The sequence below is a fragment of the Pseudomonas sp. GW823-FHT02C02 genome (genome assembly GCF_058797635.1).
Window position 1 is genome coordinate 108,512 of sequence record NZ_JBXAJV010000017.1, and the last position, 20,062, is coordinate 128,573.

General features: G+C 55.8%; 13 protein-coding genes. 10 read left to right on the top strand and 3 right to left on the bottom strand.

Features of this window, described 5'->3' with window-relative positions; translation table 11 throughout:
- Nucleotides 1-145 precede the first annotated feature (145 nt).
- The 7 genes from AC1ROI_RS26235 (at nucleotide 146) to AC1ROI_RS26265 (ending at nucleotide 9,095) form a co-directional block, all read left to right on the top strand.
- The gene (locus AC1ROI_RS26235) at nucleotides 146-355 is read left to right on the top strand and encodes a hypothetical protein (RefSeq protein ID WP_146013455.1); all 210 of its coding nucleotides are present in this window, start codon (nucleotides 146-148) and stop codon (nucleotides 353-355) included.
- A gap of 905 nt (nucleotides 356-1,260) precedes the next feature.
- On the top strand, nucleotides 1,261-2,394 hold the full coding sequence (locus tag AC1ROI_RS26240; protein ID WP_102594948.1) for a hypothetical protein: 1,134 nt from the start codon (nucleotides 1,261-1,263) through the stop codon (nucleotides 2,392-2,394).
- Nucleotides 2,395-2,635: 241 nt separating this feature from the next.
- Nucleotides 2,636-3,754, top strand: coding sequence for an AAA family ATPase (locus AC1ROI_RS26245; RefSeq protein WP_054076219.1), 1,119 nt, complete (start codon nucleotides 2,636-2,638; stop codon nucleotides 3,752-3,754).
- Between the two features lie 126 nt (nucleotides 3,755-3,880).
- Complete coding sequence (locus AC1ROI_RS26250) at nucleotides 3,881-4,921, top strand: ParB/RepB/Spo0J family partition protein (protein WP_102594949.1); 1,041 nt, start codon at nucleotides 3,881-3,883, stop codon at nucleotides 4,919-4,921.
- A 152-nt stretch (nucleotides 4,922-5,073) separates the two neighbouring features.
- The gene (locus AC1ROI_RS26255; RefSeq protein WP_102594950.1) at nucleotides 5,074-7,215 is read left to right on the top strand and encodes a DNA topoisomerase; all 2,142 of its coding nucleotides are present in this window, start codon (nucleotides 5,074-5,076) and stop codon (nucleotides 7,213-7,215) included.
- A gap of 21 nt (nucleotides 7,216-7,236) precedes the next feature.
- The gene (locus tag AC1ROI_RS26260) at nucleotides 7,237-8,271 is read left to right on the top strand and encodes a type IV pilus twitching motility protein PilT (RefSeq protein ID WP_102594951.1); all 1,035 of its coding nucleotides are present in this window, start codon (nucleotides 7,237-7,239) and stop codon (nucleotides 8,269-8,271) included.
- A 395-nt stretch (nucleotides 8,272-8,666) separates the two neighbouring features.
- Nucleotides 8,667-9,095, top strand: a complete 429-nt coding sequence (locus AC1ROI_RS26265; RefSeq protein ID WP_102594952.1) for a hypothetical protein — start codon at nucleotides 8,667-8,669, stop codon at nucleotides 9,093-9,095.
- A gap of 139 nt (nucleotides 9,096-9,234) precedes the next feature.
- Here the strand turns inward: AC1ROI_RS26265 and AC1ROI_RS26270 are convergent, their stop codons facing one another.
- From AC1ROI_RS26270 to AC1ROI_RS26280, 3 genes are read right to left on the bottom strand one after another with little or no spacing between them, the layout of a single operon-like run.
- A complete protein-coding gene (locus tag AC1ROI_RS26270; RefSeq protein ID WP_102594953.1) occupies nucleotides 9,235-11,424 on the bottom strand; it encodes a hypothetical protein in 2,190 nt (729 codons plus the stop codon).
- Nucleotides 11,421-12,020, bottom strand: coding sequence for a hypothetical protein (locus tag AC1ROI_RS26275; protein WP_146012964.1), 600 nt, complete (start codon nucleotides 12,018-12,020; stop codon nucleotides 11,421-11,423). The genes AC1ROI_RS26270 and AC1ROI_RS26275 overlap by 4 nt, the downstream gene beginning before the upstream one ends.
- A 12-nt stretch (nucleotides 12,021-12,032) precedes the next feature.
- A complete protein-coding gene (locus tag AC1ROI_RS26280; protein WP_102594955.1) occupies nucleotides 12,033-13,010 on the bottom strand; it encodes a hypothetical protein in 978 nt (325 codons plus the stop codon).
- Between the two features lie 1,363 nt (nucleotides 13,011-14,373).
- Here AC1ROI_RS26280 and AC1ROI_RS26285 point away from each other — a divergent pair.
- From AC1ROI_RS26285 to AC1ROI_RS26295, 3 genes are all read left to right on the top strand, one after another.
- On the top strand, nucleotides 14,374-14,877 hold the full coding sequence (locus AC1ROI_RS26285) for a hypothetical protein (RefSeq protein ID WP_054076208.1): 504 nt from the start codon (nucleotides 14,374-14,376) through the stop codon (nucleotides 14,875-14,877).
- 68 nt (nucleotides 14,878-14,945) lie between these two features.
- Nucleotides 14,946-18,794, top strand: coding sequence for a strawberry notch C-terminal domain-containing protein (locus tag AC1ROI_RS26290; RefSeq protein ID WP_158243833.1), 3,849 nt, complete (start codon nucleotides 14,946-14,948; stop codon nucleotides 18,792-18,794).
- A complete protein-coding gene (locus tag AC1ROI_RS26295) occupies nucleotides 18,791-19,900 on the top strand; it encodes a PcfJ domain-containing protein (protein WP_102594957.1) in 1,110 nt (369 codons plus the stop codon). The genes AC1ROI_RS26290 and AC1ROI_RS26295 overlap by 4 nt, the downstream gene beginning before the upstream one ends.
- The last annotated feature ends 162 nt before the right edge of the window (nucleotides 19,901-20,062 follow it).

Sequence of the window (20,062 nt, forward strand, 5' to 3'; positions counted from 1 at the left end):
AGCCTGAATAAGCGGCGTTCTGTCTCCCAATTAACCTGCTGCGCATCTCCCGGTAATACGGTGAATGATCTCCCGGGCCTTCAGAATATCGAGTGATTTATCTCCCGGATTTGAGCGGGTTGACGGCGTTTTCCGGTATGTCCTCATGGATAAACGCTTCTTCGTCTCCCGGGTATTCAGTATTAAGCAACGGTCTATCTCCCGGGTTTTGCCAGCAACACTCTTTTTTTGGGAATTATGTTGGTCAATAAACGAACAAAAAAGGCATAAAACGCCTTCTGTCTCCCGCTTTAATGCTGGTTTATCTCCCGGGCCTTTAATGAGCTACTGGCTGGAAGTGATCGTTGCTGTGTAAACCGTAGCATAGCCGCCACTCAAGCACGATGGGGACCAGGTGCCTGGTGAATAAGACGGGATATATCTCCCGCTGACGCGTGCTGGTCTGTCATTCGGGATTAAAACCATATCTGTCTCCCGCCAACCCCTAGGTGTCGGTTGCGGTCCAGGCTTTGATGATCGTCGTTGTGGGTGAATAAAAACCAATCTGTCTCCCATGTTGGCGAGCCCGCGGTTTGTGCCCCTGGAGGATCTTCCTCCTTTGGATTGGCGGGCGACGAACGGTCCTCCGTTGGCCATTATTGGTATTAACTGCCGATCGATCTCCCGCCCGAGCGGTGGTGTGAAGCGGGTTTAACCGGGGGGCTATCCCTCAACACCACTTGTGCAAGGCGTGCGTAGATGGCTGGAACAATTAAAGTTGATTCTGTCTCCCGCGCATAACCTGCTGATAATGTGAGGCTTTACACGATTTCAAGACCCGGAATACCTCCTGTTTCTGGGTATTAAACGGCTATTTGTCTCCCGCGGGTAGGTTGTCGAGCAACGCAATAAAACCAATAAAATTAGATAGTTAGTGATTAAAGCTAGATTTGTCTCCCGTGAGGTTTTCGATTTAAGAGCGCTTCATCTCCCGGGGACTCATGTGGAATATGCCAAATAAAAGCCGATTGATCTCCCACGTAGCCTGGTTTGGACAGGCGAGGTTTGACGGCCTGCCAAGCCAGGCGGTTCGGAAAACACGGGCTTACAGATCGAGGAGAAAACGAGATATCCGACTCTTTTCCGGAATAAATGGCGTTGCATCTCCCGATTATCGCGGGGTTTATCTCCCGCGCCGGTTGCGCACGTATTAAGCAGCCGTCTATCGTTCGCACATTCAGGCGTTGAACGACGTCATCATCCATTCAAAGGAGCAACCGGATGGCCTCTACTACACCAGTTCAGGAAGAGAAGCTGCTTTTCTTCGGACCCGAGGGCACCTTCAGTCCTGCGCCGGTCACCCCTGAACGGAGGCCGGCTGAGGCACTGAGATTATTCCAGGGGTTCCTCTGCAACAGTGATGGAGAGAGGGCTGAGCTGTCGAACGTGATCATGCTCTGGGAACAGATCCCAAAGTTTTCAGGCGACTTTCTCAACAACCCTTCCGGCATTGTCCCAAACGATCATCAGATTGACTTCAACATTGGCGGGAAGGAAGCCAAGGTCACGCTGTTTCCAGGCACTTTTTACCCGAAAACCAAAAATGCCAAGCCACAACGGCGTTTCCCGGGTGTTAAAGAGCAGGCAGTCGAGCAGGCCTTGATTCATCATGCGTGCGCGCAGGCAGAGGCCCACTCCGACAACGGCGAAGTTTCCTATTACGTCAAATTTTCCATCAGGGATCTCGCGCGGATTCTCAAATCCATGGGCAGCACATTGAGTCACGGGCAGATCCGTGAAGCGCTTGAGGTTCTCTCGTCCTCTATCATGACCATCGGCTCCAACAATGATAAGCGTGATCAGCGTGAAGCCATTTTGCCAGGATTCGAGCGCAACAAAGAACAAGCGGACGTGGCCATCGGTAGTGATGTCTGGTCGGTAAAGCTTCATCCATTAATTGCTCATGCCATTCAGAATGTCACCTACCGCCAGTTCCCGATGGGAATCACCAAGGGCTATACGCCACCTGGTGCTTATCTCATTCGGCTAATGCATTACCTGGTGCCGAATATTTCCTCTCAACTGCCATTTACCTTCAGGCTGCTCGATCTCAAGAGGCTCACTGCAGGGCTCTCACACGTAAAGCTCAGCGGGAGTCTCCAGGCGATCTGCAAGGAGCTGGACAAGATGAAAGTGGATGGCTTGTTAGAGGATTATAAAGTCGAAGAACTGTATCCGGCTCGCCGCCCCCGCGGCCGGCCGTCGATCATTGACGCTGAGTTTACCCTCTACCCAGGCAAGGAATGGATCAAGCAAGTAATGGCGGGATCCAAGCGAATGGCGGCTTCTGAGCAGTCCTTGGGCTTGCCACGCAGCCAGCGTAAGGATCGCCAGATGACCTTGCCCAATATGTAACCGCGGTAATGTAAGGTGGCCTGCTTGGCTGGCCACCTCGCCAGACCAGATAAGTGGGTGTTGATCTCCCACGCCATCCTAGCTCCCCTCCCCTCCCCCTTCTGCATCATGGCTCTAGGCGTAAAATGGCTTTGAATATACGGTTTAATGCCAAAAAAGCGCTTTTAACCATATATTTCTTTGACATGAATTTTCTTTCGTATACGGTAATAGGACATATCCACCCAAAAAGGTGTTAGCGATGGCCTACGATGCGACTCAAGAAAATTACCCCTACGCTGATTTTAGCTCGCTGTATCTCCCGCCTCAGTTTGCGGCCGAGGCGCTTGGTCTGAACATTCAGACGTTAAAGGCTGTGGAGCGTGACCATGGACTGGACATCCGCCGAGTGCCGCGCGGAGCCATTTCCGCTCGTGCCTACACAGTCGATGACATTTGCAAGATCGCCTTTTTGCGTCGTGAGAAGGGACTGACAAAGGGGTTGTCGAGGCCGATCACCATTTCGATGTTTGTGCAAAAGGGTGGGACCGGAAAGACTACCTGCTCCGTCAATCTGCCTATGGAATTAGCGTTCCAAGGCTTGAGGGTCCTTTTGATTGACAACGATCCGCAAGCCGATGCGTCTAGTATGTTGGGGTACGATCCCGACCTTACGCCGGAAGAACTGGAAGAAATGGGGATTTCTGGTGATCGTGCGATCAATGGTCATTTCGGCAACCTGCTGGGCATCAACAATATGTTCCCGCCCATGACGCTGGAGCAGGTCATCAAAAAGCCATTCGGTGAGTACGGACCGCATTTGATCCCTGCCGAAGAGTCGTTGGACGATTTGGATATTGCACTCGGCGCAGCCAATAACTCAGATTTCAGGTATGCGGCTCATATCGAGAAGGCACGTAAGGGCCTGTTGCCACATTGCGATTTTTCCGGGTATGACGTGATTATTTTCGACAACGCGCCGTCGGGCTCACTCATCACGCGCAACAGCATGGTTGCCAGCGATTTTCTCGTCTGCCCTGTCCGCATGGATCGGTTTTCCTTTCGGGCTCTTTCTCGTCTTGCTGGAAAGCTGGCTGCTTTCAAGGAGGACTTCCAGCGATCCCCTGAGATCATTGCGATCCCAACCATGTTTATCAAAAATCGCCCTCGCATTCTCGCAAACCTCACACGCTTGTCTGAGCTGTTCCCTGGTCGCGTCACAGACGGAAGGCTTTTTTTCTCTGAAGATTATTCGAAAGCATTGGAAGAAGGCGTGCCGATTATGGCTTGGAAGTCTGGGTCAGAAAATTCCCTGGGAGCTATGCGTGGCGTTTTCTCGGAAGTTCTAAGCCGTATCCGGAGCACGGTGGGTCAGGGATAAAACTATGCACGGTGCATAGCTGGTTAATTTTTGACCTATGCACGGTGCATAATCGGTGTTATAGGTTTTGAACAGATTGGGAGCTATGCACGGTGCATAGGTACTCCAGATTGCGAGGTGGTGAGAATGGTTAAGCAAGTGCGGCCATTGGGGCAGGACAGGCATATTCCCGAGCAGAACCCGGCCGCTGCAGCGCCGGCCCACATTCAGGGTGTTCGAGCGCCTTCCGTTCTACCTGATAAAAAGCTGGATGTCGGCCTCGACGTCATTTTGGCTGAGCGCGGCCTGCTCAACGATGATGCGCAGGTGAAACCCACTGCTATCAATCCGCCTGAGACAGCGGCTACTGACGCCGCCGCCGGCAATGGCGCTCTCGTGAAATCCGAACCTGACGACGTGTTGGTAAGCCTTATCGACCCATCACCGTATCAGCCTCGGCTTGTCATCGATGAGGTTGAGCTTGATCTGCTCGCAGTCTCGATCCGCGAGGCGGGTGAGTTGCGCAGGCCGATCATCTTGCGAAAGAAAAGCGATGGCCGATATGAGTTGGTCGGTGGCGAGCGTCGGTGGCGAGCGCACCTCCTGTTGGGCTGGGAGAAAATCCGGGCCAGGGTCTGTGAGCTTTCCGACGCTGAAGCGAAGATCGAGGCGCTGGCCGACAATCAGGGCGAAGCCGGTCTGTCTGACTTTGAATTGGGCAAGGCCTATCGAAGCATCATGAACGACAACCCCAGCATGTCGGCGAGTGCCTTGGCGCGTCGCGTGGGTGTCAACCAGTCGACCGTGAGTCGTTGCCTCGGCTTCTTGAGTCTTCCTGAAAGCATCCAGGACTACCTGAAAAAGAAGCCGCGCTTGATTGGTACGAAGAATGTTTTGAAGTTCGTCGAGCTGTCCAAGCGCGATGAGAGCGTCGTCCTTCAGGCGGTCTCCAGCATGAGCGAAGGAAAGCTTGCTCAGCAGGGCGCGATTCGTTGGATTATGGATCAATTGAATGCTGGCAAGGAGCCGCCGAGAACCGAGCCGCGGGCGTTGTATTCAAAGGCGCGTCCGATCGGAACAATCAAAGTGGTGAAGGGGAAAATAGAAGTTTCCTGTGATCACGAAAGCGACGCAGAACGAATCGCCACACTGGTGGCTGAGTATCTTCAGACTGTTGAAGGTATCTAACGACTGCGAGAGAAAGAGCATAAGGGCCAGGCCGGCAGAAAGGGATTTTCCTTGATGCCCGCCTGGCTTTTTTGTTTTCGGTGATTATTAATCGTGCTTGCCTCTGTTATATTATCGGCATTGCATAATGATCATTCGAGGCCTTTTGCACCATGACAACCGTCGTCCTATGCGAGAAACCGACTCAGTCAAAAGTTCATGCATCGCTGTTCGGCATCGCCGAAAGCGGGGCTGGCTACCACAAGGCGAAAAATGGCTGGATCTTCACCCATTCAATCGGTCATATGGTAGAGATGGTTGAGCCGGGCGACCTGGAGCCGCGCTGGAAAAACTGGGACTTGGAGAATCTGCCGATCATTCCCAAGACCTGGAAAATGGCCGCATACAAGGACAAGGCAGAGCAGCTGAAAACCGTGCTGCGCCTTCTCAAGTCGGCGGACGAGATCATTATCGCGACCGACTGTGGACGTGAGGGCGAGTTGATCGGAAGAGAGCTCATCGATCTCTCTGGTAACTCCAAATACCGCTTGCTGCGGTTCTGGTCGTCGTCTCTCGACGAAGCGAGTTTGAGGGCTGCCTGGAACAAGCTGCGTGACGGCCGTGAGTTTGATACGTTGCACCAAGCTGCTTTGGTGCGCTCACGATTCGACTACATGTGGGGAATGACCAACAGTCGAGGTGCTACGCTAACATTCGCACCGTCGGGCACGGTGTTCCCAATTGGCCGAGTTCAGACACCAGTGTTGAATCTGGTGGTGATTCGCCATTTGGCGATCGTCAACTTCACACCTCAGGTGTTTTTCACCTTGGCCGCGCTGGTGAACACCAGTGCGGGCGATGTCGTGATGACTTTTGCTCCGAAAGGGCATGAGCACCGTCTGTGGGAAAAGTCCAAAGCCGATGCTCTGGCTGCCTCCATTCAAGGCACCCGCGGACAGTTGGCCGTCGAGTCGAATGACAAACGGGAATCGCCCCCGAAATTCCCAAGTCAATCCGATCTGCAGAAAGAATGCAGCCGCCGCTGGAAATGGACTCTGGATCACACCCTCGATATTGGTCAGTCACTGTACGACGCCAAGTACATTTCCTACCCGCGCACGGGCTGCAATTTGATGCCCGAGGAACAGATCCCGGACGTGCCAGGTATCCTTGCCGGCCTGGAAGGCGCGGGCTGGGTGCCCTCTCTGTCTATCACCGGCACCCCATCGCCCATCTACCGGAAAGACCGCATTCAGCCTGACTCGGAGATTCAAAAGAACTTCGACCACCATGCAATCTTGCCAACTACGTCGATCCCAACTGGGCTGTCCGGGGACGAGAAGCTCCTGTACCAATTGATCGTGCTCTATTACATCCGTGCCCTTTCGCCTGACTACGAATACAACCAGGTCGACGCCACGCTGCCCGCCGGCGGCATTCTCCTGAAGGCGTCAGGGGTAACTCCGCTGAAGCTGGGGTTCAAGGCGCTGGAGCCCAAAGCCGCGGAATCCACCCAGGATGACAGCGAAAAGGGAACGAAGCAGCTTCCACCCTTAAAGGACGGGATGGATGCGCTCGTTCAGCGGGTGGACGTCAAGCAGGGTGTCACCAAAGCACCGCCTTATTACACCGAAGGTACGTTGCTTGATGACATGATCAACGTGCACAAGTTTGTAACATCCCCTGAGCAGCGTGCACGGTTGAAAGAGACGTCTGGCCTTGGCACTGAAGCCACGCGGGCCAACATGGTCAAAGAACTTCGCAATCGCAAACTGATTATCCCTGGGCCCAAAAAAGGGGATATCGATTGCTCTGAAAAGTCCCTTCTCTTGATCCAGTCCATTCCAGACATCCTCAAAGATCCAGGTCAGACCGCGATCTGGGAGGACTACATGGACCATGTGCGGTTCGAAAGGATTTCGTTCGAAAAAGCCATGGATGCCGCCAACAACGCTGTCGAACGATGCGCACTGTTCTATAAGCAGAAAGGCATGAACCAAGAGCGAGCTGACGCCATGAAGCCCATCTTCGAGTTTAATGGCTTTGCGACCAATTGCCCGACGTGCTCCAAGCCGATGGCGTACTTGAAGAACGGAAAATTCGGACCCTACTGGGCCTGCAGCGATCGCGAGTGCAAAACCAGCCTGAAGGCTGCCCAAGACGGCAAGCCGATCCCCAAAGCGGACGCGGTAGTTGGCGAACTGTGTGAGAAGTGCAAGAAGAAGCACCTGGTCTTGCGCCAGAGCTCTAAGGGACCCTTCTGGGCATGCTCCGGTTTTCCGAAGTGCAAACACACGGCCAAGTTCGAAGCATAAACCGGGATCGGGAGCATAAAATTGGACATTCAAGAACTCTTATCGTTCTGCTTGACGCAGGGCGCTTCGGATCTGCACCTGTCGGCTGGCCTTCCGCCAATGATCAGGATCGATGGCGACATGCGGCGAATCAATCTGCCGGTGTTCCCGGACGAAGCTATTCGGGAATGGATCATGGCAACCATGACGGATGCCCAAAAAACAGCCTATGAGGCTGACCTCGAAATAGACTATGCCTACGAAATTCCAGGTGTTTCTCGCTTTCGAGTCAATGCATTTACACAGAGCCGAGGTGCCGGTGCTGTGTTCCGCGTGATCCCAGACAAAGTGCAGACACTGGAACAGCTTGGTATGGGCGAAGTCTTTCGAAAAATCGTCGAAGCTCCGCGCGGCCTGATACTTGTCACCGGACCAACGGGTTCCGGAAAGTCTACGACCTTGGCTGCTATGATCGATTTCATAAACCAGCATCGGCACTTGCACATTCTCACCATTGAAGATCCGATTGAGTTTGTGCACGAGTCCAAGAAGTGCCTGATCAACCAGCGCGAAGTTCATCGGGACACCCATAGTTTTTCAACAGCGTTGCGCTCTGCCCTTCGTGAAGATCCAGACGTGATTATGGTGGGGGAGTTACGTGATCTTGAGACGGTACGCCTGGCGCTCACCGCTGCGGAGACTGGTCATCTGGTGCTTGGGACGTTACACACCACCTCGGCTGCAAAAACCGTGGATCGGGTGATTGATGTGTTCCCGGCTGCAGAGAAGTCGATGGTGAGATCGATGCTTTCTGAGTCACTTCATGCAGTGGTATCACAGACCCTGGTGAAGAAGACGGGGGGAGGGCGGGTTGCTGCTCATGAAGTGATGCTCGGGACGCCTGGGGTCCGAAACCTTATTCGCGAAGACAAAGTCGCGCAGCTCCATGCCTCAATTCAAACCGGCGGCGCGCTCGGTATGCAGACGCTCGACATGTGTCTCAAGGGCCTGATATCGAAGGGAGTCATTACCCGAGAAAGCGCAATGGAGAAGGCTTTTGCACGGGAGGATTTCTAGAAAAAGTTTGCTGAGGCTGGCCATGTGCCTATAGTGCTTGCGTCCGGCGGTACAGGTATAGCGCTTTATCAGCAAATGCAGGGGACAGCTCAGAATGAGTTGGTGAAGCGCTCTACCTGTACAGCCGCGCCGTTAGCGCCGGTGCGTTCATCGCGATCATGGAAAATCCAGCCCCGACCAGGTGATCTGCTGGTAAAGGATACGGTGACCAAAGCTCGTGCCCCGGGGCAAACTTTCAAGACGCGGCATCTTTTATGAGAGATTTTCCATCAGTGCTTGACTGTGGGGCTTTCTTTTTTTTACCGAGCCTTTGAACTTATCGAAATATATGCTTTCATATCTACAAAGGCACAACGAATGTGCAGTCGCCCAAGTGATGGGCAAGGAGCAAAACCATGAAAAAGATCAAACTGATGAGCGTTCTGGGCGCACTGCTGGTTGCCGCTGCTGTGGTCGTGGGCTGTGGTGGCCAAAAGAATGGCGAGGTCTGGCCTGCTAAATGGGACGCGGATGCCACCGCCTATTTTAACCAGAACGTCCCACCGCTGAAAAACCTGCCTGGCAAGGTCTACCACTACCAGGTGACCAAGGTCGCCGATGATGTCTATGTGAATGCCCTGTACATCGATGGCAAATTCATCGAGAACCTGAAACCTAACGCGGCTCAGAAGATAGGTGGCGTAGCTGCAGGTCAACTGGATGGCGTGCACATAGTCTACTCGGCTGGCGATGGCTACAAGGTCGCCACCAGGTATGAGTTCGGTCGCACCATACACCAGGCGTTGGCCAACAACTTCCCAGTGTTCTTCAAGAACTATCTCTGACAGGTTTGCGGGTATCGAGTATGAATGTGGCACAAGCTGCAATAGAAGGGCGCACCGAATGGGCGCCCTTTTTTTCGCCTGCAATTTCAGACAGAAAAAACCCCGGCCGTGACCAGGGTTCTTCGTTCGATCTCGCGGTTTATACACCGCCTCCGCCGGGTGCCCCAGGTGCACCACCAGGAGTAACAAACCTGCGCATAAGGGTGTTGCTCGCGATCGACAGCGGAGCTTTGACCATCCCGCTGATGCCGCCCATGACTCCCTGGGCCGTATTTTCATACGGATTAAGGCCAGGTTCCGAGAAAGAGATCATGTTCAGCACGGTCCTTGGAAAGTTGGTGATCAGCGAAGCGGAGGTGATGCACACCGACCAGAAAAGCAAGCAGGTCAACAACACCATCATTACCGAGCCGATCAATACGCCCGCAAGTGCGTCAAAGGGCTGACTAAGGTCCGCAACGCCGTTGTCCATCATTCCCCAAAGTCCGGACATGATGGTATTGACGATCGGCAGGCCGATGCTGGTAATGGTCACTGCCGCGGCGAGCCCGCCTACCGCAAGTGCCGGATAAAAACCGATGAAGATCAGAGTGTTCCAGCCCTTGCCAGCCATTTGCGAGGTATGTTCTTCACCCTTCGGCGCCGCTTGGGCGGCCCCCCAAAGCGTGACCCCGAAAAAGGCAGAGGCGACGAAGGTCAACCAACTGATTACGCCCATTAGCCCGAAAATAGCGAAGACGACAGGCAATACGTAGCCAATCAGCGCGCCACCGATCAATAGGACGATGCCGATCAGAAACAGAGCCTTGGTAAAGCCCTTACTCTGGTTGGTCAGCCAGGACAGACCACTCCCACTGACAAACATCATGCCGGTGCCGGCGAGCTCCCGGCCGAAAGCCGCAACGGTATAAAGGTTGGCCTTGGATGGGTCGGTGCCCAGGATCTTGAGTCCGAACAGTTCCTTGAAGTTGGTCGAGGTGCCCTTACCCTGTAGCTCCCGATCGACCTGATTCATGGTCAGCTTGGTCAGATCGTCGCCTACCGTGAGGTCGGCCAGGCTGCTGGTAGGGTAAAGCTTGGACGTGCCTTCGGATGCATATCCCTGCGCCCGGGTGAAGTCGTTTGCTGCACGTAACACAAAGGTTCCTCCCATCATCCAGCCCCATTCCTGCAGCGACTCAAAGTAGCTTTCGGATTCGGCGAGGAGGTTGCCGGCGATGGTCTGGCGGATCACGTCCTTCGCGGTGGTGGTGTACCAGTCAACCTCTTGTTCAAGGTACGTCTGAGCAGAGGTAGAGAGTGCAGCTGCCTGCGCCGCGGAAGCGTTGTTCTTGACACTCAGGTGACGGCTCAGTTGTGTTTGTACGAGTCGTTGCCACATCTGCCGTTGTGCAGAGGCCAGTCCTTGGGAAATGGATTTGTCATTGGCCACGCGCAGCGCAATCTGCTCGTCGGAGCAGACGATCGACGCCGCGAACCCACTGGCCCCGGTGTAGCTGCAGAGGAAGTTCTCAGACCCCATCTCATGCCCAACAGTGCCTTCTCCGGCGCCCTCGGCGACTGTGGGATCGCTGTGCTTGATCGCGGCAGCGATAGCGTCGGTAGGGGGGATCAAGGGGATCGAGGTGTTGTTGAGAATCTCGTTGATGAACTGATCCGTCGACGATGCTGGTCCGTAGTAACCAGGTTTCGAGCTGTCCGTGTACTGTCGGCGCCAGGCGCCCTCCATCAGCTTGGTGGCCAGGTCAGTTGCACTGATGCCGGCCAAGTGGTCCTGAGGGTTCTTGTGGACGTAGTAGCCGGTGGCCGACGTTGCCAGGGTAAGCCAGTTGCCAATCATGCCCTTCGCTTCAGGCTTGCTGATGGAGACCTCATAGCTGGGCTCGTTGAAGAGGTTGTAAGTGTGCATCAGTTTGAAGCTTTGGGTCTGCGCATCATCTCCCCAACGGCTGCCACTTTTGGCAATGCCACCAATTAGGTGGTGCCCTGGAGTAAGCACAATGTCTGAACCACCGACGCTTGAGACCGGAATAACGGGAGCGCAGAGGGTCAGTGCAAGGATCACTCGCAGTGGGTAGAAAAACGCCTCATTGCCGTCCCGTTGACCAAAAAAGTTACCGTTCTGCCGGAGGCGGAAAATCCCGAGAAACATGGCCCACGACGAAAGGATCCCGAATCCTGCCAGGCCGACGATCGAAAAGTAACTGGCGAAAATCGTGAGCGGCGTAACTTCGGTAGCGTGTACGCTACCAAGGCTTGAAAGCTCGCCGGCATCGAACATCCAGGTGCCAAACAGCCACACCAGGACAAGTGCGGAGAAGGAGTTCATGGGGTTTCTCCTTTAGGCGGGGCGGCGATCCGAAGTTTGAAGTCCTTCGGAAGCGGTATAGGGAACAGCAGGCCTGGGTTTTTGATGATTTGCTTGATGAACGCCGGAATGGTGATCACCTTCTGCTCCCGGGCGGTGTACAGCTTGTGCAGATTGGATATGTAGATGATCAACAACACATTGAGCAGCATGACGTTGCCGATCAAGGCCATTGGGATGGAGTAGATGGTGGCAACCATGCCGATCCCGCCGGCGAGGCCGGTGAAGAGGAGGTAACTGAACCAGTAGGCGAGTGCATACCGCATGCGCAAGGACTTATCCGTAATGTTGGCACTGACCACCAGTTCATCCCAAAACCGTTCAGGTGCTTTTCTCGCGCTTTCAGCATCGTCCTTCGCCTGCGCGCGGTTGAAGCTGATCATTCCCTTCAAACTTGCGAGAGCCCAACCCGAGATCCGGGCCATGGAGCTGACTTCCTGAATCGCCATTTTGGTTGGGGTGACTCCAGTGAGCCAGCCAAGTCCGGTAAGGGCTTTGGAGCGTCTGGATCTTTGTGGGGCTTCCGGCGCGGCCGGCGGTTGATGCTCTGTCGTCATGGGAGGCATTCCTTACTGGCGGCCGGAGTTGCTAATGAGTGCACCGATCTGTTTGCGGTGGTCCTCTTCGCGTTGCGATACAAGGATCGCGAGCAGGCGCTGCTGCTCGACAGACTGCTTGAAGATGTTCAGGAGTAACTGATTCTGCAGTTGCTGCTGCACCAGGGCGTCGCGGGAAATCCCGCCGGTGCCGCTCATGGCATTGATCTCTTCAATGGTGGGAGAGGCGAATAGCCGTTGATAAGCATCAAGCTTGGCATCCATCTCTTCGCTCATCGACGAACCAATCGCACCTTCTACGGCTGACATCCGGAAGTTGTAGGTATCAATCTCTTGCTGCAGCACTTCACCGACGTCGGTTTCTTTCAGCGCGTCTGGTGGCTGCGGAGCAGGTTTTCTGCCGCTTGCCACGGAGGTGGCGAGCTCGATTTGGGTTTCCGTGCAGCTCATTGGGGAGGGCCCGTTGTCGAGGTCCTTCTTGCCAACCGGAGGCAGGACCCTGGGATCGCAGGCTTCGGTCACGTTGGACTTCACGTCGCGGTTCAGCTTCGCGGTGAATTTCGCGGGCTCGCGCACGGCATCCACAGCGTTGTACTTGTTGTACAGACTGGTTTGGCGGCTATAGGTTTTCTGGGTAACTGCTTTGCCGAGTTGAGTCGGCAGAACCTGATCTTCCTGGCAGAACGTCGAGGCCTGCTGATCCTTTTGGTTCTGTTGGTTGTAGACGCTTACCTGGCCGTTGACGATCGCTCGGGCGTTCTGTTCCGACTCTTGCTTGATGGTCTGCTCCGTGGATTTAACTGCGCCCTCGACGTTGCCCAGCCCGTCATCGATAGTGGTGTTGATTGTTTGTTGTTGGATCAGCTGCGCGATGGCTTGCTGCAAGATTGCGGCAAGCAGCGCCGTGTCGTAAGCAGCGTATGCCTTTGTCGAGGCAAGCATCGGCGTGAGCGAGAGGGCCGTGGCAATGGCGATGGTTTTTATGCGCATAGAGGTGTTCCTTCCAAGAGCGGCTGAGGCTGCCTGTAAATGCTATCGTCAGTTCAATAGTACAATATTTTGTATGTGTAAAATCTATTGTTTACGCCGTGCCGGCGCTATGTAACGAAAAGCGGGTTGGCAAAACCGATCTAAGATTTGCGCGCTATGTTCCATAAAGGAATAAGGATTGTGGTGTTTAGTCGGCTTGGACATATGTTTGGCCGATGTTATAGTACTGAGTATTCAACACGATAGAAGTTGTGGCGCTCCGGCTGCTGCGCTCAACTGAGGTTGTTTACAGGGCTAATCGACAACGCGTTTATGTGTTGTACGAAGCACAGAATTCGAAATCCCAGCACTTTATGGAGGTTAGCGATGAAGCCGATCCGGTGGCTTAACCTTGAGGCCTACGGGGCTGCGCTTGAGATGTGGCGCAATTCCGAGGGAAAGTTTTTTTTCGTCGCCTTAGGGGGCACTGAAGCTGCCAAACAGGCATTGCTTGAGCTTGGGGGCAAGCAAGGCTATTTCTTTGAGAGAAAGATTCTTGCCATCCATTTCCCACCACTGGCAGATCAGGCATCAGCTGCTGCCTGGTTGGTGAAGCTGCCTAAGGCCTTCCTTGAGGACCGTGATCGGTCGACGGTGTTGCTGGTCAGTCCGGATGCTGAGGGCAAATTCCCCGAGCAGCTGATCGACGGTGCCGTTGATCGTTTCAATCAATGGACTGCTAAAGCTCGTGAGCTCGACCTGCAGGAAGCCCAAGACGAAGAGCTGTTTATTCCCGGGTTCCTCGACGATGTAGCGCCTGCTGTCGAGCAGCCTTCGGCGGACTCACCACAGACTGTTGCTGTTGAACTTGCCACTGAGTCGTCAGCCACCACTACCCCAGCTCCAGTTGAGCCAGCGGTCAACCCTAAGTCGGCCATTGAGCAGTTCGTGGACGCGATCCACGCTGGAGATGATCGCCCCATCCTGCAGGCGGCTTACCAGTCGATGCCTGACGCAAAAGAGTTTGAGCGTATTCAGGCAATGGGCCCCTCCGCGGCGATTTTGATGTCCCCATGGGTGGACGTATTCCGCGAGGTGCTTCAGCGCATGCCTGAGGATTCGCAGGCTGTCTTGATGGTGTTGGGTAATTCGCAAGAACGCCTGATCGCCGGGGTGAACCGCTTCCTCGCTGAAAATACGGACTTCCCGGTTGTCGCGGCGGTTTGGGGGAGTTCGAAAGGGGATACGCACCGCCTGGTGCTTTTTGTTGATTCGACCTTGCCAGTGGAACGACGCTTGGCAAGCCTGAGTGATGCGTTGCTTGCAAGTGTCACTAATGAACCGCAAATGGGTTCGTTCCTGAATGGTGTGTGGAGAGACGTTTATGGGCAAGAAGGTGAAGTTGTTTCGGTTGCTGCCGGTGTTCGAGAACCAGGAGATGCTGCTGACGTTCGGCCTGGTGCTGAACGAGACAGAGCACAACGAGTTCATGGAGCGACCGAGCTGGAGCAAGTGGAAAGAGCTGCTCCAGCGGGATCTGGCAGCCCAGTTGGAGCGGGCGTTGAACCAGGGCCTGATGCGACAGAGCGATCTGGAAGAGTTCGCAGCGCAGAGCCTGGGCCGCAGCGTGCTGGCCTTTCTGCCGGGGAGTCAATTGACGCCGGCGATGCTGGCCGAGGCGATGCTGGCCAGAGATCTGGTGCCGGACAGTCCCTTGGCGCTGATCGAGAGCTATCTGTACGCAGCGATGAACGCGGACGCGTCGCAGATGGCCCAGATAGTCGAGGCGGCGTTGGAGCGGTATCCGAAGGGCGAGATGGACGTCGAGAAACTGGCGACGCTGTCGCCCGTGGAACGGCTGCAGCGACTGGACGCGGCGCTGGCGTAACCCCGGCAGAAGAGCCTGCGGCAGCTGATGCTCCTGCAGACGTCAACCTTGCAGGTACGGATCTTTCCGTGGCCGACGAGCAGCGGGTGCGTGCTGAGATCGAGGAGCGCCGCGCCGATCGCCGTCGTGGCTTGGATTTGAACATGGAGGAGACCGCTGGTCGTCTCCAATATGTGGCTCGCAGCAATCTGCGTTCTCAAGGGACGATGGTCCCTGCCAACATGGCCACAGCTGTATCGTCGGCACTCGACCGCTTGGTAGAGCGGCACGGCGATGTTGATGCTTTTGTCGCGCGTCAGCTGGGATTTGATTCGCCGGCGGACCTTGATGGCCGTTTGTACGCCGAACAGGTGGATGCGGTTGCTCTGGCGTTGGATTCGTTCGGTCGCGATCGCAACATGGTGCTCGGTGACTTGACGGGGATTGGCAAGGGCAGGGTGCTGGCCAGCATCATCCGTTTCGCGCATCTGAATGATATGCCCGCCATTTTCGTTACGAAGGATCAGACGCTCTACAATTCCATGGCTCGCGAAATGGCAGTCCTGGGCATGAGTGAACTGGTTGACCGGACCCGCATGCTGATTACCAGCACCGGCGTCGGTATCGAAAACGACCAGGGCGAGCAAATGTTCTCCGGCCGTACCAGTGACGAGCTGAACGAGGTGTATGCCACGGGTGAATTGCCGGCAGGTATCAGGGTGGTGTTTACCTGCCACTCTCAATTGATGACCAAAGCCGATGCCCCGCGGGTTGACTGGCTTCGATCCGTAGCGGCCGACGCGTTAGTACTTGTCGACGAGTCTCATTTGTCTGCAGGCGTCGATAGCCTGTGTGGCATGAATTTGCGCGCCATCTCCGAAGCGTCCCGCCACACCTTGTTCAGTTCCGCGACATCGGCAAAAGAGGGGAAAAACCTCAGCCTTTATGCCGGTACGGACTTGTCCTTGCTGGGCAACTCTCACCAGATTCAGGAAATCCTGCGCAAGGGTGGTGCCGCCGCGATGGAGGCCGTGCCGATGATGCTCGCGCAGCAGGGGCAATACATTCGACGCGAGCACGATATGTCGCGTGCTGAATACAGCTCGCCGGAGGTGCCGGAGCAGTATGTGGCTGGCATCCGAGCCAACATGGACGCTCTTTCCGCCGCGCTCCGGGCACTGCTGGAACTGCAGGTCGTGGTGGTGGGCTACACGCAGGACGTAAATCGCAACGACTATTTTACCCGCCAACGTGAAGCCCAGGAGCGCCGCCGCCGCGGTCGCGAACAACTTGGCCTGAGCAGCATGCATTTCAGTTCCACCCTTCACCATTTCAGTCAGCAAGCCCTGCTCGCCGTTCATGCTGACTTCTACGCCGAGATGGCGATTGAGTCCGCTCGAAGCGGCAACAAGCCGACGCTCGTGCTGCAAAGCACCATGGAGTCTCTTCTGACCGAAGTGGTCAAGGTGCTGGTTGAAAACGATGTTCAGCCTGACGGTGCTGAGGTTGAGATGAACTTTGCCAGCGTCCTGCGGCGTATGGCCCGTAAAATCACCGAGATCAACATTGCATTCGGCGGCGCGAACCATCCGTTTAACCTGCAGGATCCGATCTTGAATCTCCAGGGGAGAGGATTGCCGGAGCAAATGCAACTGCTGCTGGCCGGGCGTCAACTGGAAGCGAACATGAACGTTCGCGGCGTCATGGCAGAGTTCGAAGCGGCGCTGAACCGAATCCCCAACACCATTCCTGTCTCGCCGATCGATTACATCAGCGACAAGCTGCGGGCAGCGGGGTATGAAATGGGCGAGCTGACTGGCCGGCGCTGGAAGGCCGAACAAATTCGCCCAGGGGTTTATCAGATTCAACGTCGCCGTGATTCGTCCAAGCGCGATCGGCAGCGTGTGATGAATGATTTCAACGGTGGACAGACGACGGGCATCATCATCAACAAGGCCGGTGCCACGGGTATCGACTTGCATGCTGATTATCGATTCGCGGACCAGCGCAAGCGGGACATGATCGTGCTCCAGGCGGACGACGACATTTATGTCTTCCAGCAGTCTCTGGGCCGTGTTTTCCGCGCCAATATGGTCGTCCCTCCTCGCTATACATTGCCCGGATCGGCAGTCCCGGTTGCCGTGCGCTCGATGGCGATCATGCGTCGACGCTTGAGTAACATGATGTCGCTGACCCGCGGGTCCCGCGAAGCAGAAGTCGGCGGTGGCATGCCGGACCTGTTCAACTGGGTCGGCTGCGAAGCAGCGATGTCCTATCTCCAGGACAACCAGGAAGTGGCGGAGGTCATGTGCATCAACCTGGCAACCGAGGCTGCCAAACTGCAGGAGCATGGCGGTGATACCGGTCTGGCGTCCCGGGTGACGGCCATGGGCCTGTTGCTGCCTTGTGACGTGCAGGACACGATGATGGACGGGCTGATCAGGGCCTACGAAAGCAAGTTGGAGGATCTGGAGCGCCGCGGCATCAATCCGTTCCGCAGCCGGCACCTGGACATCAAGGCGCAGGTGGTGAATGAAGTGATCCTGCTTCCGGCTACCGGCGACTCTGTTTTCCAAGGGGCTGTCGTCCTGAAGGAGCTGTCTTATCATGAGGAGCTCCCGGCGCTGACCCCAGACACCGTGCGTACATTGATCAATGACGGCCGGGAGGCGTTGAGCATGGCGCATGGTGCGTCGCGAAACTGGTCAAGACAGCCTCTGGCCGAGGTGATGCCGGAAATCACCCAGCGTATGCAAACGCGGATGAACAACGTTCGAGATCTCTTCGCGGAGCGCAACGACGGTGAAACGCTCGAAGATCTGGCCAACGCACGCCATGAATCGTTCAGTACTCGGGCCGCCCGGGACTACATGGGGCTGTTTTCCATCGCTGAGAGAATCAAGATCGGAGCGCATCTGTCGCTGCGTCTTGAGTCGGACACCCCGATCGATTTCCATGTGGTCGGTATCGAGCCTCCTACATGGGCCCAAGAGCTGCACAGCCCCTATGAATGGCGTTTGATGCTGGTCAGTAAAGACCAGCACATGCGACAAGCCCGTGTTCCGGTGAGCCTGCTGCTGAACGAGGCTCGCCAGGTTCAGAGAGATCAGTACCTGGCGGGAGCCGACGCCGACCCTCAGGAGTTCAAAGTTGATTGGGCTCAGCTGGCTCTTACGGTTGGAGATCCAGCGCGCGACCTGATTGACCAGGAAGGGCAGCTGCGTGCCGAAGTGCTGCGAGAGTACGAAGACCTTCCGCGCGGCTCGATCGAAATGCGCCGGCATGTTCTTTCAGGAAACTTGCTGAAAGCCATCATGATGGCCGGTGAGCTTCACAAAGGGCTGCCTGCCACCTACACACTGGCGAACGGCACTCGCGAGTTCGGAGTGGTGATGCCTTCGAACTTTGACCAGATCCAGCTCTTGCGGATGCCGATGACGCTGACACAGGTGGACGAGGTTCAGGATTACCTGGTTCACCGGTTGCAGACCCTGGTGCGCGTCAGCACCTACATGAACCTGAAAGATGTGCAAATTGCCGGTATTCCAGCCAAGGATGTCGAGCAGGCGCGCAATGATCTTCACTGCAGCTATTTCCTTGAGGCCAGTCGGGTGCGCGACGGCGCCGAGGTGAAAATCGTTGTACCGCGTGCGAAGGGTCGCTCCGGGTGGCTTCTCGGAGACGAGGCCCTACAGGGACTCACCGCCGGCCGCGAATGGGTTCGTGCCGCCAATGACTTGACCATGACCTTCCCGCTGCGTGAGGGCCGATTCCCAGAGGAGCTGCGTGTTGTTGTGCAGCACCTTCTCGATATCGGTGCGTCGTTCCGTACGCCGGCGACTGACAGTCGGGCTCGTGAGTGGAGTTTGGCCCGGGCCGGCGCCCAGGAACAGGCACGTCGGACTGAGTTGCTGCAGGACGGGAGGGCGTTGGCATGAACGGCCAGTCTATCTTCAAGCTGATGATCGGCTCGCCGCGGCTTCCCAAGCCATGGGAGCCGCTTTATGAGGAAGCCCAGGCCTTCATAGCCTGGGCCGACGCAATCCCCGAGAGTACCTCTCGGGGGCTGCTGCCCATGGTGTGGAGCGTACGTGAAAAGCTCACGTACCAGGACGGTGGTGGGCTCAATGGGTATCTCAAAGAACGTGGAATGACCAAAAAGGGCTGGAAGGCGTTGAACAGCCTTTCGGTAGAGCAGACCGCCGAAGTGTTCACTTTTTACCGTGCCCGGGGCGAACAATCCTGGCCTGCGCGTCTGGTTACCCCAGCGGAGACCGCCCGCGACGCGTCAGTCGAAGTCAGCGCATCGTTGCTGGTGGTGTTGGCCGAAGCCGAAATCTCGTTGGAGGGCATCGGCGCGCCATACGACGAAGATTGGAAGTTGATGATTCGTGCACTCTCCAGAGAGATTGCCGGCAAATCCTTGGCCGAGTGTCAGGACGTCGCCGGCGATGCGATCTTGGTGCGCGATTTCCTAACCGGCGGTGACGTCGACATCGTTCCATCGACGACATGGGACGATCTGAAAGTTCAAGCGCGGCAATGGACCGAGGAGCTCGTTCTTGATGGTGATGACGCAGCACCGGCCGCCGCTCTTCCGGCGGAAATCACCGCCCGGCCGGTGATGACGCCTGGTGGTGAAGATCGCCTTGTCGACGGCCAGAGCGGCCTGGTGGTGGTGCGTCTGATCGAACTGTCCGATTTTCGCCGTGAGTCAGAGCTCATGTCCCACTGTATTGGCCACGGCAACGGCTACTTCAACAAGCACCTGAACGGTACAGGAGCCTTCTACAGCTTCCGTAGAGAAGGTGTTGAGAGGCCAGTCGCGACATTGGAGTTGGCGGTCAACGATGGCGACTGGCGAATCTGCCAGTGCCGTGGTCCGTTTAACCAGGATCCCGGCGTAGAGAGCGCCGATCTGTCAAACCGGTTGCGGGAGGCTCACCAACTCGGTGGGGAGATCCGCAAAGCCAGTTATGAGGTTCTGGCGCAGGTCGTGGGTCAGACCATGGAACTGGATCACACGTCGTCGCGATACTTCTAATTCAATCCTGTAAAAGCAATCCATCGAAAAATTTCGATGGATTGCCATCCCTTAGTGCATACGGATCGATCTGGAGTCTCCGGCGACCCACGCTTTAATCGTTACAGACCGAACCGTCTCCCTAAATTTTGCATTAGCGCGTACTTGGGGTCCTGAGTTCGT

Bases quoted from the DNA above. Each gene is read 5' to 3' on its own strand.
- AC1ROI_RS26270 (WP_102594953.1), bottom strand. From the start codon at position 11,424: ATGAACTCCTTCTCCGCACTTGTCCTGGTGTGGCTGTTTGGCACCTGG.
- AC1ROI_RS26275 (WP_146012964.1), bottom strand. From the start codon at position 12,020: ATGACGACAGAGCATCAACCGCCGGCCGCGCCGGAAGCCCCACAAAGA.
- AC1ROI_RS26245 (WP_054076219.1), top strand. From the start codon at position 2,636: ATGGCCTACGATGCGACTCAAGAAAATTACCCCTACGCTGATTTTAGC.
- AC1ROI_RS26265 (WP_102594952.1), top strand. From the start codon at position 8,667: ATGAAAAAGATCAAACTGATGAGCGTTCTGGGCGCACTGCTGGTTGCC.
- AC1ROI_RS26295 (WP_102594957.1), top strand. From the start codon at position 18,791: ATGAACGGCCAGTCTATCTTCAAGCTGATGATCGGCTCGCCGCGGCTT.
- AC1ROI_RS26240 (WP_102594948.1), top strand. From the start codon at position 1,261: ATGGCCTCTACTACACCAGTTCAGGAAGAGAAGCTGCTTTTCTTCGGA.
- AC1ROI_RS26235 (WP_146013455.1), top strand. From the start codon at position 146: ATGGATAAACGCTTCTTCGTCTCCCGGGTATTCAGTATTAAGCAACGG.
- AC1ROI_RS26280 (WP_102594955.1), bottom strand. From the start codon at position 13,010: ATGCGCATAAAAACCATCGCCATTGCCACGGCCCTCTCGCTCACGCCG.
- AC1ROI_RS26250 (WP_102594949.1), top strand. From the start codon at position 3,881: ATGGTTAAGCAAGTGCGGCCATTGGGGCAGGACAGGCATATTCCCGAG.
- AC1ROI_RS26255 (WP_102594950.1), top strand. From the start codon at position 5,074: ATGACAACCGTCGTCCTATGCGAGAAACCGACTCAGTCAAAAGTTCAT.
- AC1ROI_RS26285 (WP_054076208.1), top strand. From the start codon at position 14,374: ATGGGCAAGAAGGTGAAGTTGTTTCGGTTGCTGCCGGTGTTCGAGAAC.